General features: G+C 58.2%; 20 protein-coding genes. 12 read left to right on the top strand and 8 right to left on the bottom strand.

Annotation, left to right across the window (positions count from 1 at the left end; genetic code table 11):
• Positions 1-3 precede the first annotated feature (3 nt).
• The 3 genes from OCY70_RS13130 to OCY70_RS13120 all read right to left on the bottom strand — a co-directional run bounded on the left by OCY70_RS13130 (position 4) and on the right by OCY70_RS13120 (position 2,433).
• Positions 4-798, bottom strand: coding sequence for an SDR family NAD(P)-dependent oxidoreductase (locus OCY70_RS13130; protein WP_213426856.1), 795 nt, complete (start codon positions 796-798; stop codon positions 4-6).
• A gap of 97 nt (positions 799-895) precedes the next feature.
• A complete protein-coding gene (locus tag OCY70_RS13125) occupies positions 896-2,059 on the bottom strand; it encodes a UxaA family hydrolase (RefSeq protein ID WP_261944895.1) in 1,164 nt (387 codons plus the stop codon).
• Between the two features lie 50 nt (positions 2,060-2,109).
• Positions 2,110-2,433, bottom strand: a complete 324-nt coding sequence (locus OCY70_RS13120; protein ID WP_213426858.1) for a UxaA family hydrolase — start codon at positions 2,431-2,433, stop codon at positions 2,110-2,112.
• 263 nt (positions 2,434-2,696) lie between these two features.
• Here OCY70_RS13120 and OCY70_RS13115 point away from each other — a divergent pair, with 263 nt between their 5' ends.
• Together OCY70_RS13115 and OCY70_RS13110 are read left to right on the top strand one after the other, a co-directional pair.
• Positions 2,697-2,855 carry a hypothetical protein gene (locus tag OCY70_RS13115; protein ID WP_213426859.1) on the top strand — a complete coding sequence of 53 codons (159 nt, stop codon included), beginning with the start codon at positions 2,697-2,699 and terminating at the stop codon, positions 2,853-2,855.
• 33 nt (positions 2,856-2,888) lie between these two features.
• On the top strand, positions 2,889-3,893 hold the full coding sequence (locus tag OCY70_RS13110) for a LacI family DNA-binding transcriptional regulator (protein WP_213426860.1): 1,005 nt from the start codon (positions 2,889-2,891) through the stop codon (positions 3,891-3,893).
• A gap of 1,592 nt (positions 3,894-5,485) precedes the next feature.
• Here OCY70_RS13110 and OCY70_RS13105 read toward each other — a convergent pair.
• The 5 genes from OCY70_RS13105 to OCY70_RS13085 all read right to left on the bottom strand — a co-directional run bounded on the left by OCY70_RS13105 (position 5,486) and on the right by OCY70_RS13085 (position 12,440).
• Positions 5,486-6,370 carry a carbohydrate ABC transporter permease gene (locus tag OCY70_RS13105; protein ID WP_213426861.1) on the bottom strand — a complete coding sequence of 295 codons (885 nt, stop codon included), beginning with the start codon at positions 6,368-6,370 and terminating at the stop codon, positions 5,486-5,488.
• A gap of 33 nt (positions 6,371-6,403) precedes the next feature.
• Positions 6,404-7,285, bottom strand: a complete 882-nt coding sequence (locus OCY70_RS13100) for a carbohydrate ABC transporter permease (RefSeq protein WP_213426862.1) — start codon at positions 7,283-7,285, stop codon at positions 6,404-6,406.
• Between the two features lie 90 nt (positions 7,286-7,375).
• A complete protein-coding gene (locus tag OCY70_RS13095) occupies positions 7,376-8,716 on the bottom strand; it encodes an extracellular solute-binding protein (RefSeq protein WP_213426863.1) in 1,341 nt (446 codons plus the stop codon).
• A 208-nt stretch (positions 8,717-8,924) separates the two neighbouring features.
• The gene (locus OCY70_RS13090) at positions 8,925-10,622 is read right to left on the bottom strand and encodes a response regulator transcription factor (protein WP_249724629.1); all 1,698 of its coding nucleotides are present in this window, start codon (positions 10,620-10,622) and stop codon (positions 8,925-8,927) included.
• A 24-nt stretch (positions 10,623-10,646) separates the two neighbouring features.
• Positions 10,647-12,440, bottom strand: coding sequence for a cache domain-containing sensor histidine kinase (locus OCY70_RS13085; protein WP_261944894.1), 1,794 nt, complete (start codon positions 12,438-12,440; stop codon positions 10,647-10,649).
• 158 nt (positions 12,441-12,598) lie between these two features.
• Between OCY70_RS13085 and OCY70_RS13080 the strand changes: the two genes are divergently transcribed.
• The 10 genes from OCY70_RS13080 to OCY70_RS13035 all read left to right on the top strand — a co-directional run bounded on the left by OCY70_RS13080 (position 12,599) and on the right by OCY70_RS13035 (position 21,358).
• Entirely contained in the window at positions 12,599-13,243 is a 645-nt protein-coding gene (locus OCY70_RS13080) for a helix-turn-helix transcriptional regulator (RefSeq protein ID WP_213426865.1), read from the top strand.
• A 24-nt stretch (positions 13,244-13,267) separates the two neighbouring features.
• Positions 13,268-14,428 carry an alanine racemase gene (locus tag OCY70_RS13075; protein ID WP_213426866.1) on the top strand — a complete coding sequence of 387 codons (1,161 nt, stop codon included), beginning with the start codon at positions 13,268-13,270 and terminating at the stop codon, positions 14,426-14,428.
• A gap of 119 nt (positions 14,429-14,547) precedes the next feature.
• A complete protein-coding gene (locus tag OCY70_RS13070; RefSeq protein WP_213426867.1) occupies positions 14,548-15,018 on the top strand; it encodes a RidA family protein in 471 nt (156 codons plus the stop codon).
• A 358-nt stretch (positions 15,019-15,376) separates the two neighbouring features.
• The gene (gene nhaC / locus OCY70_RS13065; protein WP_213426868.1) at positions 15,377-16,816 is read left to right on the top strand and encodes a Na+/H+ antiporter NhaC; all 1,440 of its coding nucleotides are present in this window, start codon (positions 15,377-15,379) and stop codon (positions 16,814-16,816) included.
• A gap of 97 nt (positions 16,817-16,913) precedes the next feature.
• Positions 16,914-17,273 carry a hypothetical protein gene (locus OCY70_RS13060; protein ID WP_213426869.1) on the top strand — a complete coding sequence of 120 codons (360 nt, stop codon included), beginning with the start codon at positions 16,914-16,916 and terminating at the stop codon, positions 17,271-17,273.
• Between the two features lie 54 nt (positions 17,274-17,327).
• Positions 17,328-17,492, top strand: coding sequence for a hypothetical protein (locus OCY70_RS13055; protein ID WP_213426870.1), 165 nt, complete (start codon positions 17,328-17,330; stop codon positions 17,490-17,492).
• Between the two features lie 225 nt (positions 17,493-17,717).
• Positions 17,718-18,551: a 5-dehydro-4-deoxy-D-glucuronate isomerase gene (gene kduI / locus OCY70_RS13050; protein WP_213426871.1), complete on the top strand. Its 834-nt coding sequence runs from the start codon at positions 17,718-17,720 to the stop codon at positions 18,549-18,551.
• 28 nt (positions 18,552-18,579) lie between these two features.
• Positions 18,580-19,332: a DeoR/GlpR family DNA-binding transcription regulator gene (locus OCY70_RS13045; RefSeq protein ID WP_213426872.1), complete on the top strand. Its 753-nt coding sequence runs from the start codon at positions 18,580-18,582 to the stop codon at positions 19,330-19,332.
• A gap of 65 nt (positions 19,333-19,397) precedes the next feature.
• Complete coding sequence (gene kduD / locus OCY70_RS13040) at positions 19,398-20,156, top strand: 2-dehydro-3-deoxy-D-gluconate 5-dehydrogenase KduD (RefSeq protein WP_213426873.1); 759 nt, start codon at positions 19,398-19,400, stop codon at positions 20,154-20,156.
• Between the two features lie 62 nt (positions 20,157-20,218).
• Positions 20,219-21,358, top strand: coding sequence for a glycoside hydrolase family 88 protein (locus tag OCY70_RS13035; RefSeq protein ID WP_213426874.1), 1,140 nt, complete (start codon positions 20,219-20,221; stop codon positions 21,356-21,358).
• The last annotated feature ends 463 nt before the right edge of the window (positions 21,359-21,821 follow it).

Raw genomic sequence — 21,821 nt, 5'->3', positions numbered from 1 at the left:
CACCTACCGTTCCATATGATCGTCCGGCTGCGCTGCCTTCACCGTCAGGCCGCCGTCCACCATCAGCAAATGCCCGTTGACCTGCATCGCTTCCTCGGATGCGAGGAAGACGACCGCATCGCCAATCTGGCGCGCGGTGCCGAGCCGCTTCATCGGGTTGGCCTGCTCTTCCTTCTCCCGCATGCCCGGCGCAGCCAGGAATTCCGTGCACATATCGGTATCGACCGTGCTCGGGCCGACCGCATTTACGTTGATATTGAATTTGCCGAGCTCGATTGCCATCCCCTTCGTCAGCATATGCGCAGCCGCCTTGGACGACTGGTAGTGCGGAATGACCGGACTGGTCACCATCAGACTGGCCGTCGACAGCACGTTGACGATTTTGCCGAAGCGGTTCTCGATCATATGCTTCGCAGCCCGCTGCGAGCACATAAAGATGGATTTCACGTTCGTATTATAAGTGCGATCCCATGTCTCTTCCGTCACCTGCATGAACGGCTCGAACGGAGCGATGCCCGCATTGTTGACCAGCACGTCGACATGGCCCAGCTTCGCCTCGACTTCGTCGAACATGCGGTTCACTTCCTCCTTGCTGCCGACATCCGCCTGCACGACAATCGCTTTGCGCCCAAGCTGCTCCACCAGCTGCTGCACCTTAACCGCCTTGTCATAAGAAGCCTCCGACATATAGTTGATCGCGATATCCGCTCCTTCTTCCGCCAGGCGGATGACGATAGCTTCGCCGATGCCGCGGCTGCCTCCTGTCACCAGTGCGATTCGTCCTGTTAAACGACCCATGTTGGCACGTCCTTTCTCTTTTTCCCAATGTAAAATAAGTTCCCGTCCGTTAGGCGGCCCGCAGCCGTTCAGCTTGCCGGCCGGTTGCTGTCGTTCCTTACAGGCTCGGACCGATGCGGTTGATGCTGAACTCCGCATGGCCAAGCACTTCGGCTGTCATCAGCTTGCCGCTGCTGACCGCCCGAATCTCGTCCCAGATGCGCTTGCCCGCTTCCTGCAGCGAGTACTCCCCTTCAAGCAGGCCGCTGACATCGACGTCCATATTGTCGGCCATCCGCTCCGCGCACAGGCGGTTGCCGGTAATCTTGATAACCGGAATAACGGCCGACCCGGTCGGCGTGCCGCGCCCCGTCGTGAAGCAGACAAGATGCACGCCGCCCGCGGCCATGCCGGACACGCATTCGATATCGTTACCGGGAGAATCCATAAAATAAAGCCCGCCGCGCGGCACCTGCTCCGCATACTCGATAATGCCTTCGATCGGGGCGGTGCCGCATTTGCTGATGCAGCCGAGCGATTTCTCCTCGATCGTGCTGAGGCCGCCCGCGATATTGCCCGGGCTCGGGTTGCCGCCGCGCATATCCGCCCCCATCCGCTCGACCTCCTTCTCGAAGCGATCGACGATGCGGTACAGATTGTCCGCAATCTCCGGCGTCCGGCACCGTCCGGCCAGCACATGCTCGGCTCCGATGATCTCCGTCGTCTCGCCGATGACAATCGTCCCGCCTTCCCCGATAAGCGCATCCGCCGCCACGCCGAGCGCCGGGTTGGAAGCGAGGCCGCTCGTCGCATCCGAGCCGCCGCATTTGACGCCCACCTTCAACTCGGACAGCGGGATCTCCACCTTCTCCATCGCATCAAGCAGAGCCCGCATCTTGCCGGCCAGTTCGACGCCGTGCTGGATCGCCTTGACAGAGCCGCCGACGCTCTGGATGTCGAACACCTCGACCGGCTTCCCGGTCTTGCGAATCTCATCGCCGAGCTCCACCGGATCCACAACCTCGCAGCCAAGGCTGACGATGATTACTCCGCCGACGTTCTGATTTTTCCCCGTGCCGGCCAACACGTCGAACGTGCGCTCCTTGTCGGCGCCGATCTGGCTGCAGCCATGCTGATGCGGGATGGCGACCGTGTTCGGAACAAGCTGCTGAATGCGGTTGCATACCTGATTTGCGCAAATGACCGTTGGAATGATTAGCAGATGATTGCGAATGCCTACCTCGCCATTCGGGCGCCGATAGCCTTGGAATGTCATGCTCATTGATCCGATTCCCCTTCCCTAAGTTGACAAGCTGTCAGAATGACACCCGCTCAATTGGCCGATGCCGCCTGATCGCCCCGTCCGCGAATGCCTTCGATATTGTGCACATGCACATGGCTGCCGACGGGAATGCCGCAGGTCGCCCGGCCGATCACTTCTCCGTATTTGCGCACATGATCGCCTTCAGCAATCGGTACGATGGCCACCTTATGTCCGAAGGGAACCGCCTGATTCACCGCAATTGCACGAGTCGCTCCCGCAACCTCGCAAGTGACCGCTTCTCCCGGTTGCAATTCCCGCAGCGCCGTCGCCACATGATCGCGTTCATCCATGACGATAACGCTTACACCTTTTTGCATTACCTTCTCGCCCATGCCTGATCCCTCCTGATTTATCCCGATAAGATGACTTTAACTGGAAATGTTATCGTTAACACAACAATAGCATGCGGTCCCTCTTGATGTCAATGTTCTCTATAGCATAAAATATAATCGGTATAATTCGGAATAATCTATTTTTAACTTATGGCGAAAATGGTATAATTAGGATTCGTAAGGGGCAGAAGACTCGACAACGGGCCCGTTCCTATTTCGCTTCATAACCAAAAGCGGACTTCGTGAGCCGCCTCTTAACTTAATTGGAAAAAGGACATGCCTCTTCCGCCTCGCTGCGCCGTTGGTTCCCGCCGCAGCAGGCGCCCGGCTTGCGGATAGCTCCGCTGTCCCGGCTTCAGCCCCGGATGCCGCCTTCCCGCAGCGCTTCGTTCGATCAACGCCGACTGCAGCGCGTGCCGTAAGTGCCCATTAAATCATAGTAGGAGATTACGCCAATGGCTACCATTTATGATATTGCGAAGAAAGCTAATGTCTCGGCGATGACCGTATCCCGAGTCATCAACAATACCGGGAGAGTGAGCGAAAAGACCCGCGTCAAGGTCAAGCAGGTGATGGAGGAAATGCGGTACATCCCGAACTCGGTCGCCCGCTGCCTTGTCACGCAAGAGAGCAAAATCGTGTCGCTTCTTATTACGGATATTACGAACCCGTTCTTCACGACGATGGCGCGGGGCGCCGAGGATGCCGCCATGCGGCATGGCTATCGTCTCATGTTCGGAAATAGTGACGAGAGCTTCTCGAAGGAAAAGGATTACGTGGAAATGATTCTGTCGATGCGCGTGGATGGCGTGCTGTTCGCGCCGAGCGGGGATCAGTCCAAGGAGCATCTGGAGTGGCTGCAGCGCCAAAATGTGCCCTTTGTTCTGCTGGACCGCGAGGTACCCGGCATCAACTGCGACGCCGTGCTCGGCGACAGCCGCGACGGGGCGAAGCGGATGGTGGCGGAAATGATCCGCTACGGACACCGCCGCATCGCCCTCGTGAACGGCGCCCAGGACGTATCGACCGCCCGCGAGCGGCAATCCGGCTATATCGAGGCCTTGCAGGAAGCCGGCATCGAATTCGACGAATCGCTGGTCATGCAGACGAGCTATTCGCGCGTGCAGGACTTGTCCGTCGCACACTGGATGGAGCTCGCTCCGGAAACACGTCCGACAGCCATCTTCGCGGCCAATAATATGCTGGCCCTTTCCGTGCTCAAATCGGTCCGCAGCCTGGGCCTGCGCGTGCCGGAAGATCTGTCGATTGCCTGCTTCGACGACTTCGGATGGGTGGAGGAAGCAAACCAGTTCTTCTCCGTCGCCTCCCAGCCGGCTTACGAATTCGGGGAGCAAGGCATGCAGCTGCTGCTCGACCGGATTAAAAACCGGGAAGAACAGCCGCGCCAGATCGTGCTCCCTTGCGACATATTGATGCGGCAGTCCGTGGGGAGAATATAAGCTTTGTCACAAATGCGGTGCACCAACACATAGGGCGAAGGACAGAACATCACTCACCCGTTCCCCAACAAACCCAGCGCCGCCCTTGAACCGTTATTTGCACATGTCTCCCGTTATAAACGTTATATGCCGGGAAGGGACGGCCTACGTCCCTTCCTTTTCTGCATTTTAAAGGAGGCACATTCACATGGTCATAGGCCCCATGGTCAGTCATTGCCGCTAAACTACCGCGAATATACGCTGCATCTTTCACTATCCGACTAACAGCCGTGCATACTCTTCCATGATGCGTCCCTATCGTTACATTGGCACACCTTTCAGTGCTTTTTTCGTATGTACAGAACCCCCTTGCCGGTCAGATACCCTCCTGTCGCCTTATGTTCAATCTCCCATCCCGTCAGGTACTTCGACTTGCCTTATGTTTAGTCTCCATCGGGTCAGGTACTTCGACTTGCCTTATGCTGAGTCTCCCGTTCAGACTGGTGCACCGATTCGTCTTATGCTTACTTTCCCATCTAGTCAGGAAAGTAGCGTGGACTCTCTGCGAGTTATATTTGTCTACCTCTTCAATATTTTCTCAATTACAATTCATCATAATATAAGACTTTCTTCATGCCTAATTCCACTTTACAACATTACTTCAGTTTCCCGCGTCTCGTAGTTATTGCTAACAAGGACGGCAAGGAGGATATATCTCCGTCCTACGCGACGGGGATAACGCTCATAAGCAAGATGACGAGGATTCACACGCTACCTGCTCGAAGGGGATATTGCTCATAGGCGTGGGAGAGACGGATTTACCTCGGGTTTCTGTGCTACGGGGATATTGTTCCTAAGGAAGAAATGACACGGATTCGACTCCTCCGTTCCTGCTCGAAGGGGATATTACTCATAGGCGTGGGAGAGATAGATTTATCTCGGGTTTCTGTGCTACGGGGGTATTGTTCCTAAGGAAGAAATGACACGGATTCGACTCCTCCGTTCCTGCTCGAAGGGGATATTACTCATAGGCGTGGGAGAGATAGATTTATCTCGGGTTTCTGTGCTACGGGGATATTGTTCATAAGGAAGAAAAGATGCGGATTCGCCTCCGTTCCTGCTCAAAAGGGATAGTGCTCATAGGCGTGGTTGAGGATGTTTCTCATATGCGTGATAGCTACAGATTTTATTTCGGGTTCCTGTGTTACGGGGATATCGTTAATTAAGTAAGAAAAGACGCGGATTCGCCTCCGTTCCTGCTCGAAGGGGATATTGCTCATAAGGCGTTGAAGAGGAAGTTTCTCATGTGCGTGGGAGAGGATATATCTCATGTGCGTGGCAGTACGGATTTCTCGCTTTCCTGCGCTTGCGCTACGGCAATAGTTGTTCATAAGTTGGGGAGACGAAAGTTCACATCAATGATTTTAGCCGGCAACCGCGCTCAAAGGAGTTGCTTTTCTCGGTGCCGGCTTTCTTTCCTGTTGTGCTTCTGTGGCGAAGGCCTTGCTGAAGCAATCATCGGCCTCCGAACGCTTCAGTTCGTCCGTTTCTTGAGGCTATCCCGCGGTTAGTGGTTCGTTCCCGGATGTCTCGTCCTCTCGTTTTCTATCCGGTTACCCTTTGACGGCGCCTGCGGCCATCCCTTTCATGACCTGCTCCTGGAATAGAATGTAGATTGCGATCGTCGGCAGCGCGGCCATGCCGAGGGCGGCCATCGTCAGTTTGTAGTCCGTCGAGTAGCCTGTGGCGAAGACGGACAGGCTGAGCGGCAGCGTCTTCAGCCCTGGGCTGTTGATAAAGACGAGCGCGAACGCGAAGTCGTTCCAGAAGCGAAGAAAGCCGAGTATCGCGACGGTGGAGAGCGCCGGGAGCGAGACGGGGAGCATGATCCGGGCGAAAATCCCCATGTACCCGCAGCCGTCCACATGCGCCGCTTCTTCCATTTCTTTGGGCATATTGGCCAGATAGGCAGCCACGATGAAAATGGCAATCGGCAGTTCAAACGCCGTATAAGGGAATATGAGCGCCGCATGGGTGTTCAGAATGCCCAGCTTGTTCATCATGATGAAGAGCGGAACAAGCGTGCTGTGAACCGGTATCAGCATGCCGAGCACGAACAAGCCCTGCAGCAGGCTGCGCCCCTTGAACCGGAACCGGGCCAATATGTAAGCCGCCAGCGCTCCGAGGAGCAAGGTGGCCGCTAATGATATCGTCGTGACGAACAACGAGTTCCACATGGAGCGCCCCATCCCCGACACTTCCCATGCCCTAACGAAATTGTCCCACTGCCATGTGGTCGGCAGTCCGAAGGGATGGGCGAAAAACTCCTCGTTGGTCTTGAAGGCGCTGAGATAGAGCCAGATGAGCGGATACAGCGTGACGAGCGCATAGATGGCCAAGCCGGCATTCACGAGGAGCCTGAGCGCCCGCGACCCTTCGCGCGAGCCAGCGGCGCGGACCGTGTCTCCTCTTGCAGATGCGGTTATCAATGATGCCATATCGATTCCTCCTTCCTGTCCTTTGCCCGGATGCTAATGCGCTTCCCGGCGCATCAGCCGCTGTGAACCCGCGACGAGCAGCAGGCTGATGATGACGATGAGGGTAGAAACCGCGCTGCCGTATCCGAAGCGGTAGACGGTAAAGGTGCTGTTATACATGTACGATGCGAGCAGCTCCGTGGCATGAGCCGGACCTCCGTTCGTCATGACATAGATCAGGTCGAACGCCTTCAGGCTGCCGGAGATGCACAGCACGATCGCCACCTTGAGCGTGTCCCAGATCATGGGCAGCGTCAGGGATGCCAGCTTGCGCATTCCCCGCGCTCCGTCTAGTTCGGCCGCATCGTCCAGCTCGGACGGGATGCTGTGCAGAGCGGCAAGGAACATGATGAGATACGGTCCGATATAGTTCCAAATGACGGGAATGGCGATCATCCAGATGGCGATGTCCGGTTCCGACAGCCATGCCCTTTTCCAATCGGATAACCCTATCGCATCGAGCGCCGCATTCACCAGTCCGGTCTGCGGGTGATAGATATTCGTCCAAATGATCCCGATGACGACCGAGGACAGCACCATTGGCATGAATACCGCCGAGCGGACGAAGCGCTGGAACCAGGTTCCCCGCTTCAGCAGCAGGGCGAGCAGCAATGCGATTGGGACCTGGCCGAAGACGGAAGCTCCTACAATAATCATGTTGTTGCGAAACGAGAGCCAGAACACCGGATCCCGCAGCACTTCGATGAAGTTGGCGAAGCCAGTGAAACGCATCTCGCCGATTCCTTTCCAATCAAAGAATCCGTAGTAAGCGGACCAGAATATCGGCACAATGACGAACAAGGCGTAAATGAGAAGCGACGGCGCCAGCCCCGCCGCAATAAATATCCGCTTGCTTGCCCCTGCGTGCGCGCGCATTCGGCTCAGCCTCCTCTCTGTAATGTTGAGGCCGCCGCCCTGCCTGGCCTGAACGGTCAGGGGCAGAGCGATGCGGCAGCATACGGCATGTCAGCGGCCGAGCGATTTCGCCTGAGCCTCTTGAATCTTTCGTGCGATCTCCTCCGGATTGCCTCCCATCAGCAATTCCTGCAGCCCGTTATTGACGGCGTCGGCGCCTGCGCTCGTCATGACGGCGTCATAGACCGGCGTCCGCTTCACTTCATTCACGAGCTGATATACCTTGGCGAACAGCGGTGATACGGTGCCCTCATCGAGATCCAGCTTGTAGCTGACCAGTTGATTCGCTTCCAATGTGCGCTTTTGCGCCTCCGGTCCGGACAAGGCGTAGATTAGCTCATAGGCGGCATCTTTGCGCTTGCCGTCGACCTTGGCGCTCAGACCGAGCCCGACGCCGACGACCCCGGAGGTCGAATTCGGATCGCCCTTGCCATCGGGAACCGAAGGCAACACTGTCGCGCCCATGCTCTTCAGCGCTTCCGGCGACGCATTGGCCGACAGATTCGTCAGGGCCCAGCCGCCGTCGATCATCATCGCGGCCTGGCCTTGCGCGAACATCATTTCCATCTGTGTATTGTCGATGCTGTTGAAGCCGATCTGGAACGCCCCTGCCTGCTGAAGCTGTTGCAGCAGCTCCAGGGCCCGCACGAATTCCGGATCCGTGAACTTGGCTCCGTCCTGATTCGCGGCCTTCAGGAACCATTCCGTTCCGGTCACCCGATCCGCGAACGAGCTGAGAATGCTCGACTGGGCGAGCCAGGCGGCCTTGTTGCCGAGCGCAATCGGCGTTACCTTGTTCTCATTCAGCGTCTTCACGGCGGCAAGCAGCTCATCCCACGTTTTCGGCACCTGCAGGCCGTAGCGGCTCAATATTTCCTCGTTATAATAAAGTATCGAAGTCGGCGACAATCCCATCGGAGCACTGTATATGCGGCCATCGATGGTAAAGTCGTCGAAAGACCCCGGCAGGAAGCCGCCCTTCCACTCCGCCTTGCTGTCCAGCAGATCGTCAATCGGCTGAATCAAGCCTCCGCCATGGAATTCCTTGGTCATCATGCCCGGCCACATCAGGAACACATCCGGCATCTCATTGGCGGCCGCCACCGTTTTGAGGCGCGTTTTGTAGCCGTCCGGCGGAATGGCTTGGATATCGAGCGTGATATCCGGGTGCTCCCGCTGGTATGTCTCGATGATGTCGCGTATCGCTTTGGCGCGAAGATCGTCCCCCGTGAAGTTATGCCATAAAGAGAGCTTCACCCTCTCCGCCTCGCCCTCTTCCTTCGCTTCGCCCCCAGGCCAGCTCTGCCCGGCATCCGTGCCTCCTGAACCGCATGCGGAGAGCAGGGAGACAGCCAGCAGCACAACGAGCATCGTCATCCATCGTGTACGCATAGAACAACCCCTCCATTTATCTATCGTGTTGAGTAATTCAATCGCAATAAGGCCGGCAGAGAGAGCGGGCTTCCACCCGGACCGCTCTGCGTACGTCCAGTATACGAAAGCGCTTCCTTCTTGAGTTAGGGAAGAAATTAAGCGGCAGGGGGGAATGTTTTCGCCGATTGCCATGAATCCAGGCGCTTGGCCGCGCCGGCGGGATAGTTCACCTGTCCGGGTGCTCCCCCGCTCGCGCGTCCTTCCCGCTCCTCAACGCGTGGAGAGGTTGTCCAAGCCGTGTGGAGACGCTGTCCGGGCCGCCTGCCGCTCCGCCGCTCCGGCTGCTCCGGTATTCGGAGGGAGTGCAGCCCATATGCTTTTTGAACAGCTGAGAAAAATATTTCAAATCCTCGTACCCTACCATCCGGGCGATATCCGACACCAGCGCCGCTCCGTCCTGCAGCAGGCGGCATGCCCGGGCGATGCGGGCCTGGGTAACGTACTCGATATAGTTCATGCCTGTCTCCTGCTTGAACTTATCGCTCAGATGATTCGGGTGGACGTTCACCACGCTGGCGACATGCTGCAGCGTCAGGCTTCCGTCGGCGGTCTCCCGGATATAGCGCATCGCCCGGGAGATATAAGCGACCGCGTCGTCTGCATACCGGTCCCGGTAGATTTGCATCGCCTCCTGCAGCGCGGCGAAAAGCGAGCCTTCCCATTGCTCCGGCTCGGCAGCCGCCGGGTCGGCGAGCGCATGCGGCTGCCAGCTCCAGCCGTCCCACGCCTCCGCTGCCGGCCGGTTCAGCGGTGCAGCGGCTTGCGCGCACCGCTCCAGCCAACGCTCCGCCGCGATCAAGGCGGATTGCCCATAGGAGCGGACGGAATCCGGCGTGGCGTGCGGATGCGCGATCAGTTCCTTCACCCGCTCCCCAATCCAGCAGCGCAATCGCTCCGGCCGGCCGGAGGACAGCGCCTGCAGCAGGCCGTCCTCCTCCTGCGCCGAGCAGATCGACGGACGGCCTTCGCGCGCCGCCGTCTCGCCATAATGAAGCAGGCGGCGGCCGGCCGCGAACCAGCGGAAGCGCCCGGCGCTGCAAGCTTCCCGGCAGGAGCGGCCGATGACCGCGGCATCCGCGGCGGCTCTGCCGATCCCGGCGAAGAGCCGGCACTTGAGGAGCTGCTCCGTCCGGCGGAGCGCCTCGTCCCAGCCGCACGGCAGACGGCCGGGAACCGGATCCGTCCGGCGAAGCGCCAGCAGCCGCTGCTCGTGCCGGACGACCGGGCCGCCAAGCAGCTCGGCCAACAGATTGGCGGCCGCGAAAAGCAGCAGCCCGTGCCGGGCTTCGCCCCAGCCGTCGGCCTCGATGACGGCCGCCTCATACGAAGCCGCATCGCTTCCGCTTCCCTGCGGGGCGCCGTCGCGGCGGAACAATTCGGCGGCGATCCGGCGGCAATCTTCCGCAGGCAGCGGCTCGGTCAGCAGCTTCAGCACCTGGCGCTCCCGGTGGGACGCCTCCTTCGCCGAAGCATGCACCGCCGCGTCCTGCTTCTCCAAGATGCGCGCCTTCGCCCGCAGCGCCGCCTTCACGATGTCGTCCGGGCGGCTCGTTTTCAGCAAATAATCGCATACCCCTTCCCGCAGCGCCCGCTGGGCGTAATGGAAATCGTCGTAGCCGGTCAAAATCAGCGTCTCCGTCCTTGGGCTGACCTCGCGGATATAGGCCGCCAGGGCGATCCCGTCGGCGCCGGTCATCCGGATGTCCGTCAGCACGAGATGCGGCTTCTCCGTCCCGATCACCTCCATCGCCTCCTCGGCGGAGGCGCAGGGCGGCAGCACCTCGAAGCCAAGCTCGTTCCACGGAATGACCTGGGCCAGCCCCGTCCGGATGATGACCTCATCGTCAACAATCAATACTTTCACGGATATCTCCCCTTTGCGCGTACTTCATCTGGTGCTTCGGTCCGCCGGAATGGAAAAGGAGACCGCTGTCCCTTCCCCTGGCCGGCTCTCCATGTGCAGCTCCGATCCGGTTCCGTAATGGAGAAGCAGGCGGCGCTGAACGTTGAACAGACCGTAACCGCTGCCTCCCGAGCAGGATGCTTCGCCATTCGCTGCGGCCGGCTCCGGGGCGCTCAGCCGCTCCCTGACCAGCTCCAGCTCTTCCGGGCCGAGACCGCCCCCGTTATCCAGTACCGTAAAGCGGATTCGGCCGTTGTCGATCATGGCAATCTCGATGAGCAGACGGCCTCCCGATGCCGGATAAGCCGGAAGCAGCCCATGCGTGATAGCGTTTTCAACAAGCGGCTGCAGCAGCAGCTTCAGCATCGTAAATTCCTTCAGCTCCTCCGGCAAATGAATGCGGTAATCGAACCGGCCGGGATAGCGCACCGATTGAATCTCCAAGTAATTCGCGACATGCTCGGTCTCCTGCTCCAGCGAACAGGTCTCCAGGCCCCGGTTCAGGCTAAAGCGCAGGAAATCGCCCAGCGCGCCGACGAGGCTGGCAATGCGGCTGTTCCCTTCCATATAGGCCATCCATTGAACCGATGATAGTGTGTTGTACAAAAAATGAGGATGGATTTGCGCCTGAAGGGCCAGCAGATCCGCTTCCTTTTTCCGCGCCTCGTTCTCCTTCACCTGCTCCGTCAGGCTGCGGATATTGTCGCTTAACTGGTTGTAGCTGTGCACGAGCATTCCGATCTCGTCGCTGGACGTGATCGGCAGCGGCCGGAACGGCCGTTCCGGCTCCACGGCGCCGATCGATCGGGCGAGCCGGATAATCGGCTTCGTCACCCGCTTGACGACATAGGCGGCCACGGCGGCAATCACCGCAATGACGATCGCGACCGTCACGGCCGTGAATTGGAGCAGATAGCCGTTCTGGGCGCTGAATGTCTGATAGGGAATAAGCGCATATACGCTCCACGGGGCAATCGGCACGGACATCGACACGACAAAGTGGCGATCGCGGCCCTCCCCAATCTCCGAGAAGCGCGCGACGCCGGGAGGCGCCTCTGGCCCGGCAAGGGCCCTCAGCTTCGCGGGCCACTGCTCAGCCGCGTCCGGATCGGCGTTGGCGGCGACGATATTGCCGTCCGCATCCAGCAAGAACAGACTGCCGCCGCCATCCACCGCCGCCTCGCGCAGCCTCTCGGCAAGCGCGTCGCCGTCAATCCCGATCGACAGCATGCCGAGCTTGTCGAAATTATTCAAATTGCGAATCGGACGCACGAGCGAGACCGTCCGCTTCTGGCCCAGCGTCGTGTCGCTGAGCGTCGGCGGCGACCACCAGACCGGGTGTTCCTCCCAATACGCCTCGTCGGATGGGGCCTGTCCGAACAGATGAGAGGACAGCACCGTCGTATTGGACAGCTCCGGGTTGCCGTTCAGCGGGATGATGCGGATGTCTGCGATGTAGCTTTTGGAAAAGGCAAGGTTCGTCAAAAAACCGACCATGCGCAAATAATCGTTCGCGCTTGCCCGGTCCTTGGCCAAATATTGCTGGACATCATGCTGTCCGATCAGAAATACCGACATGTTCTCCACGTCCTGGGCGATCGTCTCCAAAATGGCGCTGATCTGACGCAGCGTATTGTGGCTGGCCTGCTTGCTCTTCTCTTCGCTAATCGACCATGCCGTCCGGTAGGAGACGTAGCCGAGCAGCAGCACAGGGATGATGATGCAGGCGATCAGCAGGATCGATAGTTTGCGGTGCAGCGATCGGGTCATCCAGCGCATAGCGCTCCCCCTCACTCGAGTCAATTTATCCATATTATGCAATAATAATTTTTGTTTGGTCAACAAACTTTTTGTTTTGAACATGAAATAAATTGTGCTACGATAAAAGCACCCTCGTGAACCTTTTCAGCGGGGCGATGCTTGGAAGGAGGAGCGATGTGGAGTCGGTACAAGACGAATTTCCTTTTTTGCAAATGCTGGTCAAGGGCCTCGCCGCCCAATTCGGCGATCAATGCGAGGTCGTGCTGCACGATCTGACGCTGCCCTATGACCGGACCATCGTCGCCAACGAGAACGGGCACATCACCGGACGGAAGATCGGCGATCCCGGGACCAACCTCGGGCTGGAGCTGCTGCGCGGCAGCACGGAGGACGGCCATAAGATCAATTACATTACGCAGACCCGGGACGGCCGCCTGCTGCGGTCAACATCGCTGTATATGCGCAACCGCGAAGGGCGCGTCATCGGGTCGCTGTGCATCAATTATGATATTACGGATCTGACATTGGCGGAGAAAGCGCTGAAGTCGCTCACGATGACTGGAATGCAGGCGAAAGTGAAGGAGTCGTTCGTCTCCAATGTGAATGATCTGCTCGATACGCTGATTCAGGAGGCGCAGGAACGAATCGACAAGCCGGTCGCCGTCATGACGAAGGAGGACAAAATGCGCATGATCGCCCTGCTGGACGAAAAGGGGGCCTTCCTCATCAAAAAGTCGGGCGAGAAAATTTGCGCTTATTTGGGCATCTCGAAGTATACGCTGTATAACTATTTAGATGAAGTGAAGAAGTCATCGAACTAACGTGCCGTAAGGAGGCTAGCACGCATGTCCAACGAGATTACACGCCGCGAACGGCGAATCGCGTCCGCCTGGAGCGACCGTGCCGGAGAGCTTCGGGAGGCGGAAACTCCCTTCTTGCTCATCGACGCGGAGCGGACGGAGCAGAACATCCGCCATATGGCGGACATCGCCGCCAAGAGCGGGGTCCAGCTTCGCCCCCATGCGAAAACGCACAAACTGCCGCACATCGCCCGTCTGCAGCAGCAGCATGGCGCCGTCGGCATTACGGTCGCCAAGGTATCCGAGGCCGAAGTGATGGTGAAGAACGGCATTCGCGATATTTTTATCGCCTATCCACTCGTCGTGCCGTCCAAGATTCGGCACGCGCTCGCCTTGACGGCCGACGCCCGCATTATCGTGGGCGTGGACAGCGCGGCCGGCGCGCGTGTCCTGGAGGCGGAGGCGCAGCAATTCGGCGGCGTCCTGGAGGTGCGGCTGGAGATTGATACCGGGCTCAAGCGGTCCGGGGTGCGCACGGCGGACGTCAAGGCGGTGGCGGAAGCGATCGCCGGCTGTCCGCACTTGCGCTTGACCGGCATTTATACGTTCCGCGGCGCGCTGATCGACGGGGAGGCGACCCTGGATGTCCGCAGCGCCGGACTCGACGAAGGCATGCGGATGGCCGGCATCGCCGAAGGGCTGCGCGAAGCCGGCTGCGACATTCAGGATGTCAGCGTCGGATCGACCCCGACGGGCGCGTATGCGGCTGCCGTTCCGGGCGTGACGGAGATTCGGCCGGGCACGTACGTGTTCCAGGACCGGATGCAGGTCGCCTTCGGCGGCTGCAGTCTCAAGGATTGTGCGGGAGCCGTCGTCGTCACGGTCGTGAGCTGCCCCGAGGAGGACACCGTCATCGTCGACGGCGGCAGCAAAGCGTTCGCGACCGACGTGCAGCCGAACACCGCGCCCCTCTATCTGCGCGGCTTCGGGCATGTGCTCGAAGCGCCCGAGGCGGTGCTGGAGCGGCTGTCGGAAGAGCATGGCATGATCCGGATCGCGCCGGGACACGGCCTGGAGGTCGGGGATCGGCTGCACATCGTGCCGAATCATATTTGCAGCACGTTGAACTTATACAATTCGGTCCAGTATCTCACTCCGGACGGGGTGATGCCGGTGTCTGTCGCGGCGCGCGGATGCAGTTGGTAGCGGGAGAAAACTGGGGCCAGGTCATGGATGCGATCGACCGCATCAAGCATCCCCGGGCACGCGGCATGGACGTGCGGCTGCCATCATTACCATTTTATCAATGAAGGAGAAATGAACATATGGGACAAATCGAAGAACGCTTGCAGCAATTGGGGATTGAACTGCCGGAAGTCGGAGAACCGAAGTTCTCCTATATTCCATCCCGGCGCACGGGGAACCTCGTCTATACGTCCGGCATGGACTGCCGGATTAACGGCGTCTTGATGTATGAAGGCAAGCTCGGATCGGACTTGACGATCGAGCAGGGCCAGGAAGCGGCGCGCCAAGTCATTATCAATGCGCTGGCCGTCATCAAGCATGAGCTGGGCACGCTGGACAATGTCTCGAAGGTGATCAAAATGCTCGCCTTCGTGAACAGTGCCCCGGGCTTCGCGGATCAGCCCTATGTCATCAACGGCGCTTCCGACCTGCTGATCGAAGTATTCGGCGATGCGGGCCGCCATGCCCGCTCCGCTATCGGAACGAGCGATTTGCCGTTCCATACGCCGGTGGAGATTGAGCTAATCGTCGAGGTGAAGGAAGGAGCATAAGCGGGATAGAGACCTAAGATAAGACAGCGCGTTCCACGGAACGGGCTGTTTGTCTTTTGACGGGCCGCACACCCTCGTTCTTGTCCCTGGCAGCCCGCAGTCTAACTCTCTCGTTCTTGTCACTAAATCGGGCCTCCGTCGAGCAATCACTCATTTCTGCCTCTGGCAGTATCTTCACTTGACCATCCGGATAACCCCCGATAAAGTAGATTATGTATTATTATTTTGCTTTATCGCAGTCAAGCGGGTAAGCGTCCATGCAAAAATGCGTTCTTGCGCGACAATTCCGCGAGGCTTGCATGCTGCCGACGGTCTTGCGCCCGGCTTATTCCGCCTATCAATTAAGGAGATGTCAGTCATGAATTCATCAACAAGCCCTGCCGGGGAGAACATGCTCCGGTTCGGGCAGAGCATTACGATTTTCATTGCCATCCTGCTTATTCTTATCGTTCCGATTCTCGGGTGGCGGGTGGAGCCGCATATTCCGCTGATTGCCGCTTCGGCTGCGGCCAGCGGACTCCTGCTGCTGTTCGGCCGATCCTGGAACGAGGTGGAGCAAGCCTTCGTGCGCGGATTGCAGGCATCGGTCCAGCCTGCGCTCCTGCTGACGCTGATCGGCATTCTCATCGGGGTATGGATGATGAGCGGAACGGTGGCGACCTTGCTCTTTTACGGCACGTCCCTGTTCCAGCCGCAGTGGTTCACCCTGAGCGCGCTGGTGCTCACCGTAATTGTCTCGATGTTCGTCGGAAGCTCGATTACGACCGTCGGCACATTCGGAGTCGCCCTTGTCGGCATGGCCGCCTCCATGGGCGTCCATCCCGCGATCGCGGCGGGAGCGGTCGTATCGGGCGCCTGCTTCGGAGACAAAATGTCCCCGTTGTCCGACACCACCAACTTCGCCTCAGCCGTGGCCCGGGTATCGATCCCCGATCATATCCGCAACATGACGAAGACGACTGTGCCGGCGTTCATTCTGACCTGCGTCGCCTTCGCCCTGATCGGCTCCTCTTCCGCGCCCGATATGGAGGCGTTGAAAGCATTGCAGCGCGATATCGGGCAGAGCTTCCATATTACGCCGTGGGCGCTGCTCCCGCTGGCCGTCGTGCTCATCGCCGCGTTCAAGCGGCTGCCTGTCGCGCTGACGATGCTGCTTGGCATCGGCTCCGGCCTGGCGGTGGCGGCGCTGCTTCAGGGCGCGCATGATATCCGGCAGTGGATCAGCGTGATGCACTATGGATTCTCGGGCAGCTTCGCCCTGGAGGATACTGCCCGCATTATGAATCGGGGCGGCCTGCAGTCGATGGCCGGCACGATCGCGCTTATCGCCATCGCGTTCGGCATGGGCGGGCTGCTGCAGCATGGCGGCGTCATTCCGGCCTTGTTCCGGCGCCTCATCGCTCCTATCCGGAAGAAGGAATCGCTCGTCGTCGCCAGCGGCCTGAGCTCCATCGGCGTGAATATCATTACCGGAGAGCAGTACATGTCCATCCTGCTTCCCGGCCAGTTGTTCGCCGACGAGTATGACAAGCGGAGCATTCCGCGCAAGACGCTGTCGCGGACGCTGGAGGACTGCGGCACGCTGGTCAACCCGTTAATCCCGTGGGGCGTCAGCGGCGCGATGATGACCGGCGCCATCGGCTTGCCGGTCCTGGACTACGCGCCCTATGCCTTCTTCCTCTGGCTGTCGCCGCTTGTTACCTTCGCCTTCGTGCTGCTGCCGGGGCTGAAGCGCGGCGCGCTCGGCCTCGGGTCCGCCGCATCGGAACGCGGAGATGCGAAGAATACCGGACTGTAGGCCGCATGTTGTCCCTTTCCTGACAATATGGTAATCTCATAGCAGAGATCGGCCCGGAGCCATACGATGGCGGCGGGGCAAGGAAAGGAGGACGGCAGTGATTCAGCATAAGTATCCATCATGGATCCGCTACGCGGTTATCCTCATCTCGGTAATCGCCCTGCTCGCCTCTTCCTTGCTGCCCTCCGCGCCCGAGGAACCGTTGCGGCTGGACGAAGGCAGCGCCTATTATCAGCATGATCACCATTACCAGTCCGTTGTGGGCTCCCTTCATCAATATGTGGTGAAGATCCACACGTTCGTGACGTGGAAGCTCCTGTTCATGCTGTACCTGCTTCTGCTTCTCGCCAGAAGCGCCGTTCCGCGCTTCCGGTTTCGCGCGCCGTATCTGATTTTGCGCCGCAGGCTTCTCTTGCGGCCGTTGAAATACACCTCGCGCTTCGTCTTCGCCGAATAGATTGCGAGCGTCCGAATCCGGACCTGCAGTCTAAGCGGCGAGGAGGTGTGACAGATGAAGGCAACCGGTTCAGAGCAAGCCAAGCCTGCGGCGAACAGCGGCAAGCAAGGCTCGCAAATGAAGACCGATATAAAGGTCATTAACCGGGATATCCGCAATATCCTATGGTTCACGGCGGCATCGATCGCGATCATTGCCGCCCTATACTTTTTGATGTAGCGGGCCGCATCGGCCGAATGCCTTTGCCTGCAAGGGATTCATCCCCTGCGGGCAAAGGTTTTTTTATGCCTGCGTTCTATTCAAGGTTCATTTTTTCCTAAAACGCACATATAATCTGTTATAAAATAAACTAATATGAACATTTAATTGAACACAAATGAACATTGAGCTATACTATGCACGAGAGATTTCATCATTTACTCATCCGAAGGAGGAAATCGTATCATGGAAATCCGTTACGCTTGTCATCCCGAGAGCGCGAAGAGCTATGACACTTCCCGTCTCCGCGAGGAATTTCTGATCGAGAAGCTGTTTATCGACAATGAGATTCAAATGGTGTACAGTCATGTCGACCGGTACATTACCGGAGGCGTCCTGCCGATGACGAAGACGGTGAAGCTGGAAGCGGACGCGAAAGAAATGGGCGCCGAATATTTCCTGGAACGGCGGGAGATCGGAATTATTAATGTCGGCGGAGAAGGCGTCGTCACCGTGGACGGGGTCGCCTATGAGATGGAGCCGCGCGACTGTCTCTATATCGGGATGGGGAGCAAGGATGTGACGTTCGCCAGCAAAGAGGCTGCCCGACCTGCGCGCTTCTATTTCAACTCCACGCCGGCGCACAAGACGTATCCGACGGAGAAGGTGGCCATCAGCAAAGCTGCGCCGCAGCATCTCGGCAGTCTGTCCAGCTCCAACGAGCGTACGATTTATAAATATATCCATAAAGGCGGCGTGCAAAGCTGCCAGCTCGTCATGGGCATGACGCTGCTGAAGCCGAACAATATGTGGAATACGATGCCTTGCCATACCCATAACCGCCGCTCTGAAGTCTACTTCTATTTCGACATGCCGGAGGACGGCGTCGTCTTCCATCTGATGGGCGAGCCGCAAGAGACGCGCCACGTCGTCGTCCGGAACGAGCAGGCGATTATTTCCCCTAGCTGGTCGATACATAGCGGCGTCGGCACGAGCAATTATACGTTCATCTGGGGCATGGCCGGAGAGAACCAGACCTTCGAAGATATGGATATGGTCGATATGAAGGATTTGAAGTAGAGGAATTGAAGTAAAGGATTTGAACAATATGTCCAATGTAAAACGCCATCAACAAATTATGGAGCTTCTCATTCAACAGGGGGAAGTCAAAGTGAACAAGCTGAGCGAGCGGCTGGAAGTGACCGGCAAGACGATACGCGCCGATCTGGAAGCGCTCGAAGCGCAAGGCCTGCTTACCCGCGTTCACGGCGGCGCCGTGTTGAAAAATATGTCCGATCTCGGAATGCTCCCCGTGCAGGCGCCGAACAGCCGGAACCTGAACGAGAAAGCCGAGATCGCGGAGAAAGCCGTACGCCTCATCGAGCCTGACGACATCATTGCGCTTGATGGCGGAAGCACGACGCTGGAAATGGCGAAGCGTCTGGATCATGAGTCGTTGACGGTCGTAACCAACGACCTGTTCATCATCGCCGAGCTGATACGGAAGCCGCACATCCGCCTCGTCGTTCCCGGCGGGTACCGCAACCGCAATCTGCTCGTCAGCAGCGAGGCGGTGCAGCTCGTGCGCAAGCTCAATATCCAGAAGGCGTTCGTCTCTTCCACCGGAATTCATACCGAGAACGGCCTGACGATCTATACGAGCGAGCTGTATGATCTGAAGCGCGCCTGGATAGAGACGGCCAAGCATTCCTACGGAGTCGTCGACCATACCAAGTTCGGCAAATCGGCGCTGTTGACCTTCGCCTCCTTGTCCGAGATGACCGCCGTCATCACCGACAGCGGCTTGAGCGAGGAAGCGAGATCGACTTATATCGCGGCAGGAGTCCCGGCCATCTTGTAAGCCGGCGTCCGGGATCTGCCCTCTATTCAACCATCGAATATGATAGCTACCAAGGAGGAAGGGTTATGCAATCCATCTTCGATTTGCGGGGCCGCACCGCCGTCGTGACGGGCGGGGGCGTCGGTCTCGGCTACGGCATCGCCGAGGGTCTGGCCCGGGCAGGGGCCGACCTGATTCTCGTCTCTCACAACGTTCACCAGGAGTCGCTGCAGAAGCTGCAGGCTCTCGGCATCAAGGCTGACTTTATCCGGGCCGATCTGAAAGATTTGGACGGAATTGAAAGCGTTGTCGGGCAATCCCTGGAAGCCGCCGGAGGCCAGGTTGATATCTTGGTGAACAATTCCGGCATCATCCGCCGTACGCCCGCGGCGGACCATCCTTTGCCGGACTGGCATGAGGTGCTGCAATTGAATCTGCATGCCGTCTTCTACTTGTGCCAGTCCTTCGGCAAGCGGATGATTCAGCGCGGATCCGGCAAAATCATCAATATCGCCTCGATGCTCTCCTTCCAGGGCGGCATCAATGTGCCCGGCTATACCGCAGCGAAGCATGGGGTCGCCGGCATCACGAAGGCGCTCGCGAATGAATGGGCGAAGCACGGCGTCAATGTCAACGCGATCGCGCCAGGTTATATGGCGACCGACAACACGCAGCAGCTCCGCGACGACGAGAAGCGCAGCGCGGAGATTCTGGGCCGGATTCCGGCGGGGCGCTGGGGGACGCCGGAGGACTTGGCCGGTCCTGCCGTGTTCCTCGCCTCTTCCGCCTCGGATTACGTGAATGGTCATATTTTGTGCGTGGACGGCGGCTGGATGAACCGCTAATAGAGGTTGTTCAAAAAGCCCGCTTGTGATCACGTTCCAATACGGGAAAGGGGCTGTGAACGATGAAAACGCTATGGGCGCAAGCCATTGAAGACGCGGTATCGAAGACGAGAGCCAACATTGAGCGCTTCGGGGATCGGTTTCCCCATGTCGGCCGGGATGGCGGGGCATATCTTCTGAACGACAATACGGACTGGACCGACGGCTTCTGGAGCGGTATCTTATGGCTTTGCTATGAGTATACGAAAGAGGAAGCCTTCGCCGAGGCGGCCCGCCGAACGGTGCGAAGCTTCGATGAGCGGCTGCGGAGGGATATCGCGCTTGATCATCACGATATCGGCTTTCTGTATTCGCTCTCTTCCAAGGCGCAGTGGATTATCGAGCAGGATTCGGCGGCGCGCGACTTGACGATCCGCGCGGCGGATAAGCTCATGAACCGCTGGAGAGAAAAGGGACGCTATATTCAGGCGTGGGGCCCGAAGGGCGATCCGAAGAACGGCGGCCGCATCATCATCGACTGCCTGATGAACCTGCCGCTGCTGTTCTGGGCGACGGAAATGACCGGAGACAACCGTTATGCCGAAGTAGCGCGCATTCATGCCGAGCTGAGCAGACGCTATCTCGTGCGCGGCGATGATTCCTCGTACCATACGTTTCATTTCGAGCCCGAAAGCGGCCAGCCGATTGGCGGGTCGACGCATCAAGGGTATACGAACGGATCGACCTGGACGCGCGGCCAGGCCTGGGGCATATACGGGTTCGCCCTCGCCTACCGTTACACGCGCGACGATCATTTCCTGGAGACGTCCCGGCCCATGGCCCGCTACTTCCTGGAACGGCTGCCGGAGGATCACGTCGTCTACTGGGATTTCGATGTGGCCGCCGAAGACTCGACCCCGAGGGACAGCTCCGCCTCCGCGATTACCGCCGCCGGGCTGCAGGAGCTGCTGGCGCATCTGCCGGCCGATCATCCGGAGCGCGGTTGGCTGACGAGCGGCATGGAGAAGATGATGGAAGCGCTCGTCCGCCGCTACTCGACGATGCAGCTCCCGGAAGAGGACGGCTTGCTGCGGCGCGGCTCCTATGCCGTGCGGCTCGGCCACAGCCCGGACGACTATGTCATCTGGGGCGACTATTATTACTTGGAGGCCTTGATGCGCCTCGAACGAGGCGTGCCCGGTTACTGGTATAACCGCGCCTGACGGGATTATATGATTACTCCTGCCCCAGTGTTTCAAAAATCGTCTTGTATCCGGGGCAGGAGCTTTAAGATTCATTTCTATGGCTTTCCGATAGAATAATAACCTGCCTGACCAAATGAATATAGATGTTCACCGTTATAGTTCCCAGACACCCGATGTTACTCCTTAGCTGAGCTTCCGTGCTCGCCTGCATGCTTCATCCATCCAAACGCGGTCGTCCTTTCGCGTCTAAAAATCAGAAAAGCCGTATACCACCAAACATCATCGGAAGAAACCGTTCAGGACAAAATGAAAAAAGAACGGAAACTTATTATCAAAAGTTCCCTCAAGAAGAGATTATCAGTGACTACCTTTAATACAATATCCATCCAACAAGGCCCACCAAAAACAATTATGTAAATATTTTTCTTTATTTAAAAAATATATTGTGTATAATTAAAATAAAACAATTAAGGAGGTAATT

The organism is Paenibacillus melissococcoides (assembly GCA_944800085.1).
Lineage (GTDB): Bacteria > Bacillota > Bacilli > Paenibacillales > Paenibacillaceae > Paenibacillus_B > Paenibacillus_B melissococcoides.
Note: the sequence above shows the minus strand (reverse complement) of the source record. Positions and strands in the feature narration are given on the sequence as shown.

What these genes read in the sequence shown, in the direction of transcription:
- OCY70_RS13130 (WP_213426856.1), bottom strand. Translation starts at nt 798, where the DNA reads ATGGGTCGTTTAACAGGACGAATCGCACTGGTGACAGGAGGCAGCCGC.
- OCY70_RS13125 (WP_261944895.1), bottom strand. Translation starts at nt 2,059, where the DNA reads ATGAGCATGACATTCCAAGGCTATCGGCGCCCGAATGGCGAGGTAGGC.
- OCY70_RS13120 (WP_213426858.1), bottom strand. Translation starts at nt 2,433, where the DNA reads ATGGGCGAGAAGGTAATGCAAAAAGGTGTAAGCGTTATCGTCATGGAT.
- OCY70_RS13110 (WP_213426860.1), top strand. Translation starts at nt 2,889, where the DNA reads ATGGCTACCATTTATGATATTGCGAAGAAAGCTAATGTCTCGGCGATG.
- OCY70_RS13105 (WP_213426861.1), bottom strand. Translation starts at nt 6,370, where the DNA reads ATGGCATCATTGATAACCGCATCTGCAAGAGGAGACACGGTCCGCGCC.
- OCY70_RS13100 (WP_213426862.1), bottom strand. Translation starts at nt 7,285, where the DNA reads ATGCGCGCGCACGCAGGGGCAAGCAAGCGGATATTTATTGCGGCGGGG.
- OCY70_RS13095 (WP_213426863.1), bottom strand. Translation starts at nt 8,716, where the DNA reads ATGCGTACACGATGGATGACGATGCTCGTTGTGCTGCTGGCTGTCTCC.
- OCY70_RS13085 (WP_261944894.1), bottom strand. Translation starts at nt 12,440, where the DNA reads ATGCGCTGGATGACCCGATCGCTGCACCGCAAACTATCGATCCTGCTG.
- OCY70_RS13075 (WP_213426866.1), top strand. Translation starts at nt 13,268, where the DNA reads ATGTCCAACGAGATTACACGCCGCGAACGGCGAATCGCGTCCGCCTGG.
- OCY70_RS13070 (WP_213426867.1), top strand. Translation starts at nt 14,548, where the DNA reads ATGGGACAAATCGAAGAACGCTTGCAGCAATTGGGGATTGAACTGCCG.
- nhaC (WP_213426868.1), top strand. Translation starts at nt 15,377, where the DNA reads ATGAATTCATCAACAAGCCCTGCCGGGGAGAACATGCTCCGGTTCGGG.
- OCY70_RS13055 (WP_213426870.1), top strand. Translation starts at nt 17,328, where the DNA reads ATGAAGGCAACCGGTTCAGAGCAAGCCAAGCCTGCGGCGAACAGCGGC.
- kduI (WP_213426871.1), top strand. Translation starts at nt 17,718, where the DNA reads ATGGAAATCCGTTACGCTTGTCATCCCGAGAGCGCGAAGAGCTATGAC.
- OCY70_RS13045 (WP_213426872.1), top strand. Translation starts at nt 18,580, where the DNA reads ATGTCCAATGTAAAACGCCATCAACAAATTATGGAGCTTCTCATTCAA.
- kduD (WP_213426873.1), top strand. Translation starts at nt 19,398, where the DNA reads ATGCAATCCATCTTCGATTTGCGGGGCCGCACCGCCGTCGTGACGGGC.
- OCY70_RS13035 (WP_213426874.1), top strand. Translation starts at nt 20,219, where the DNA reads ATGAAAACGCTATGGGCGCAAGCCATTGAAGACGCGGTATCGAAGACG.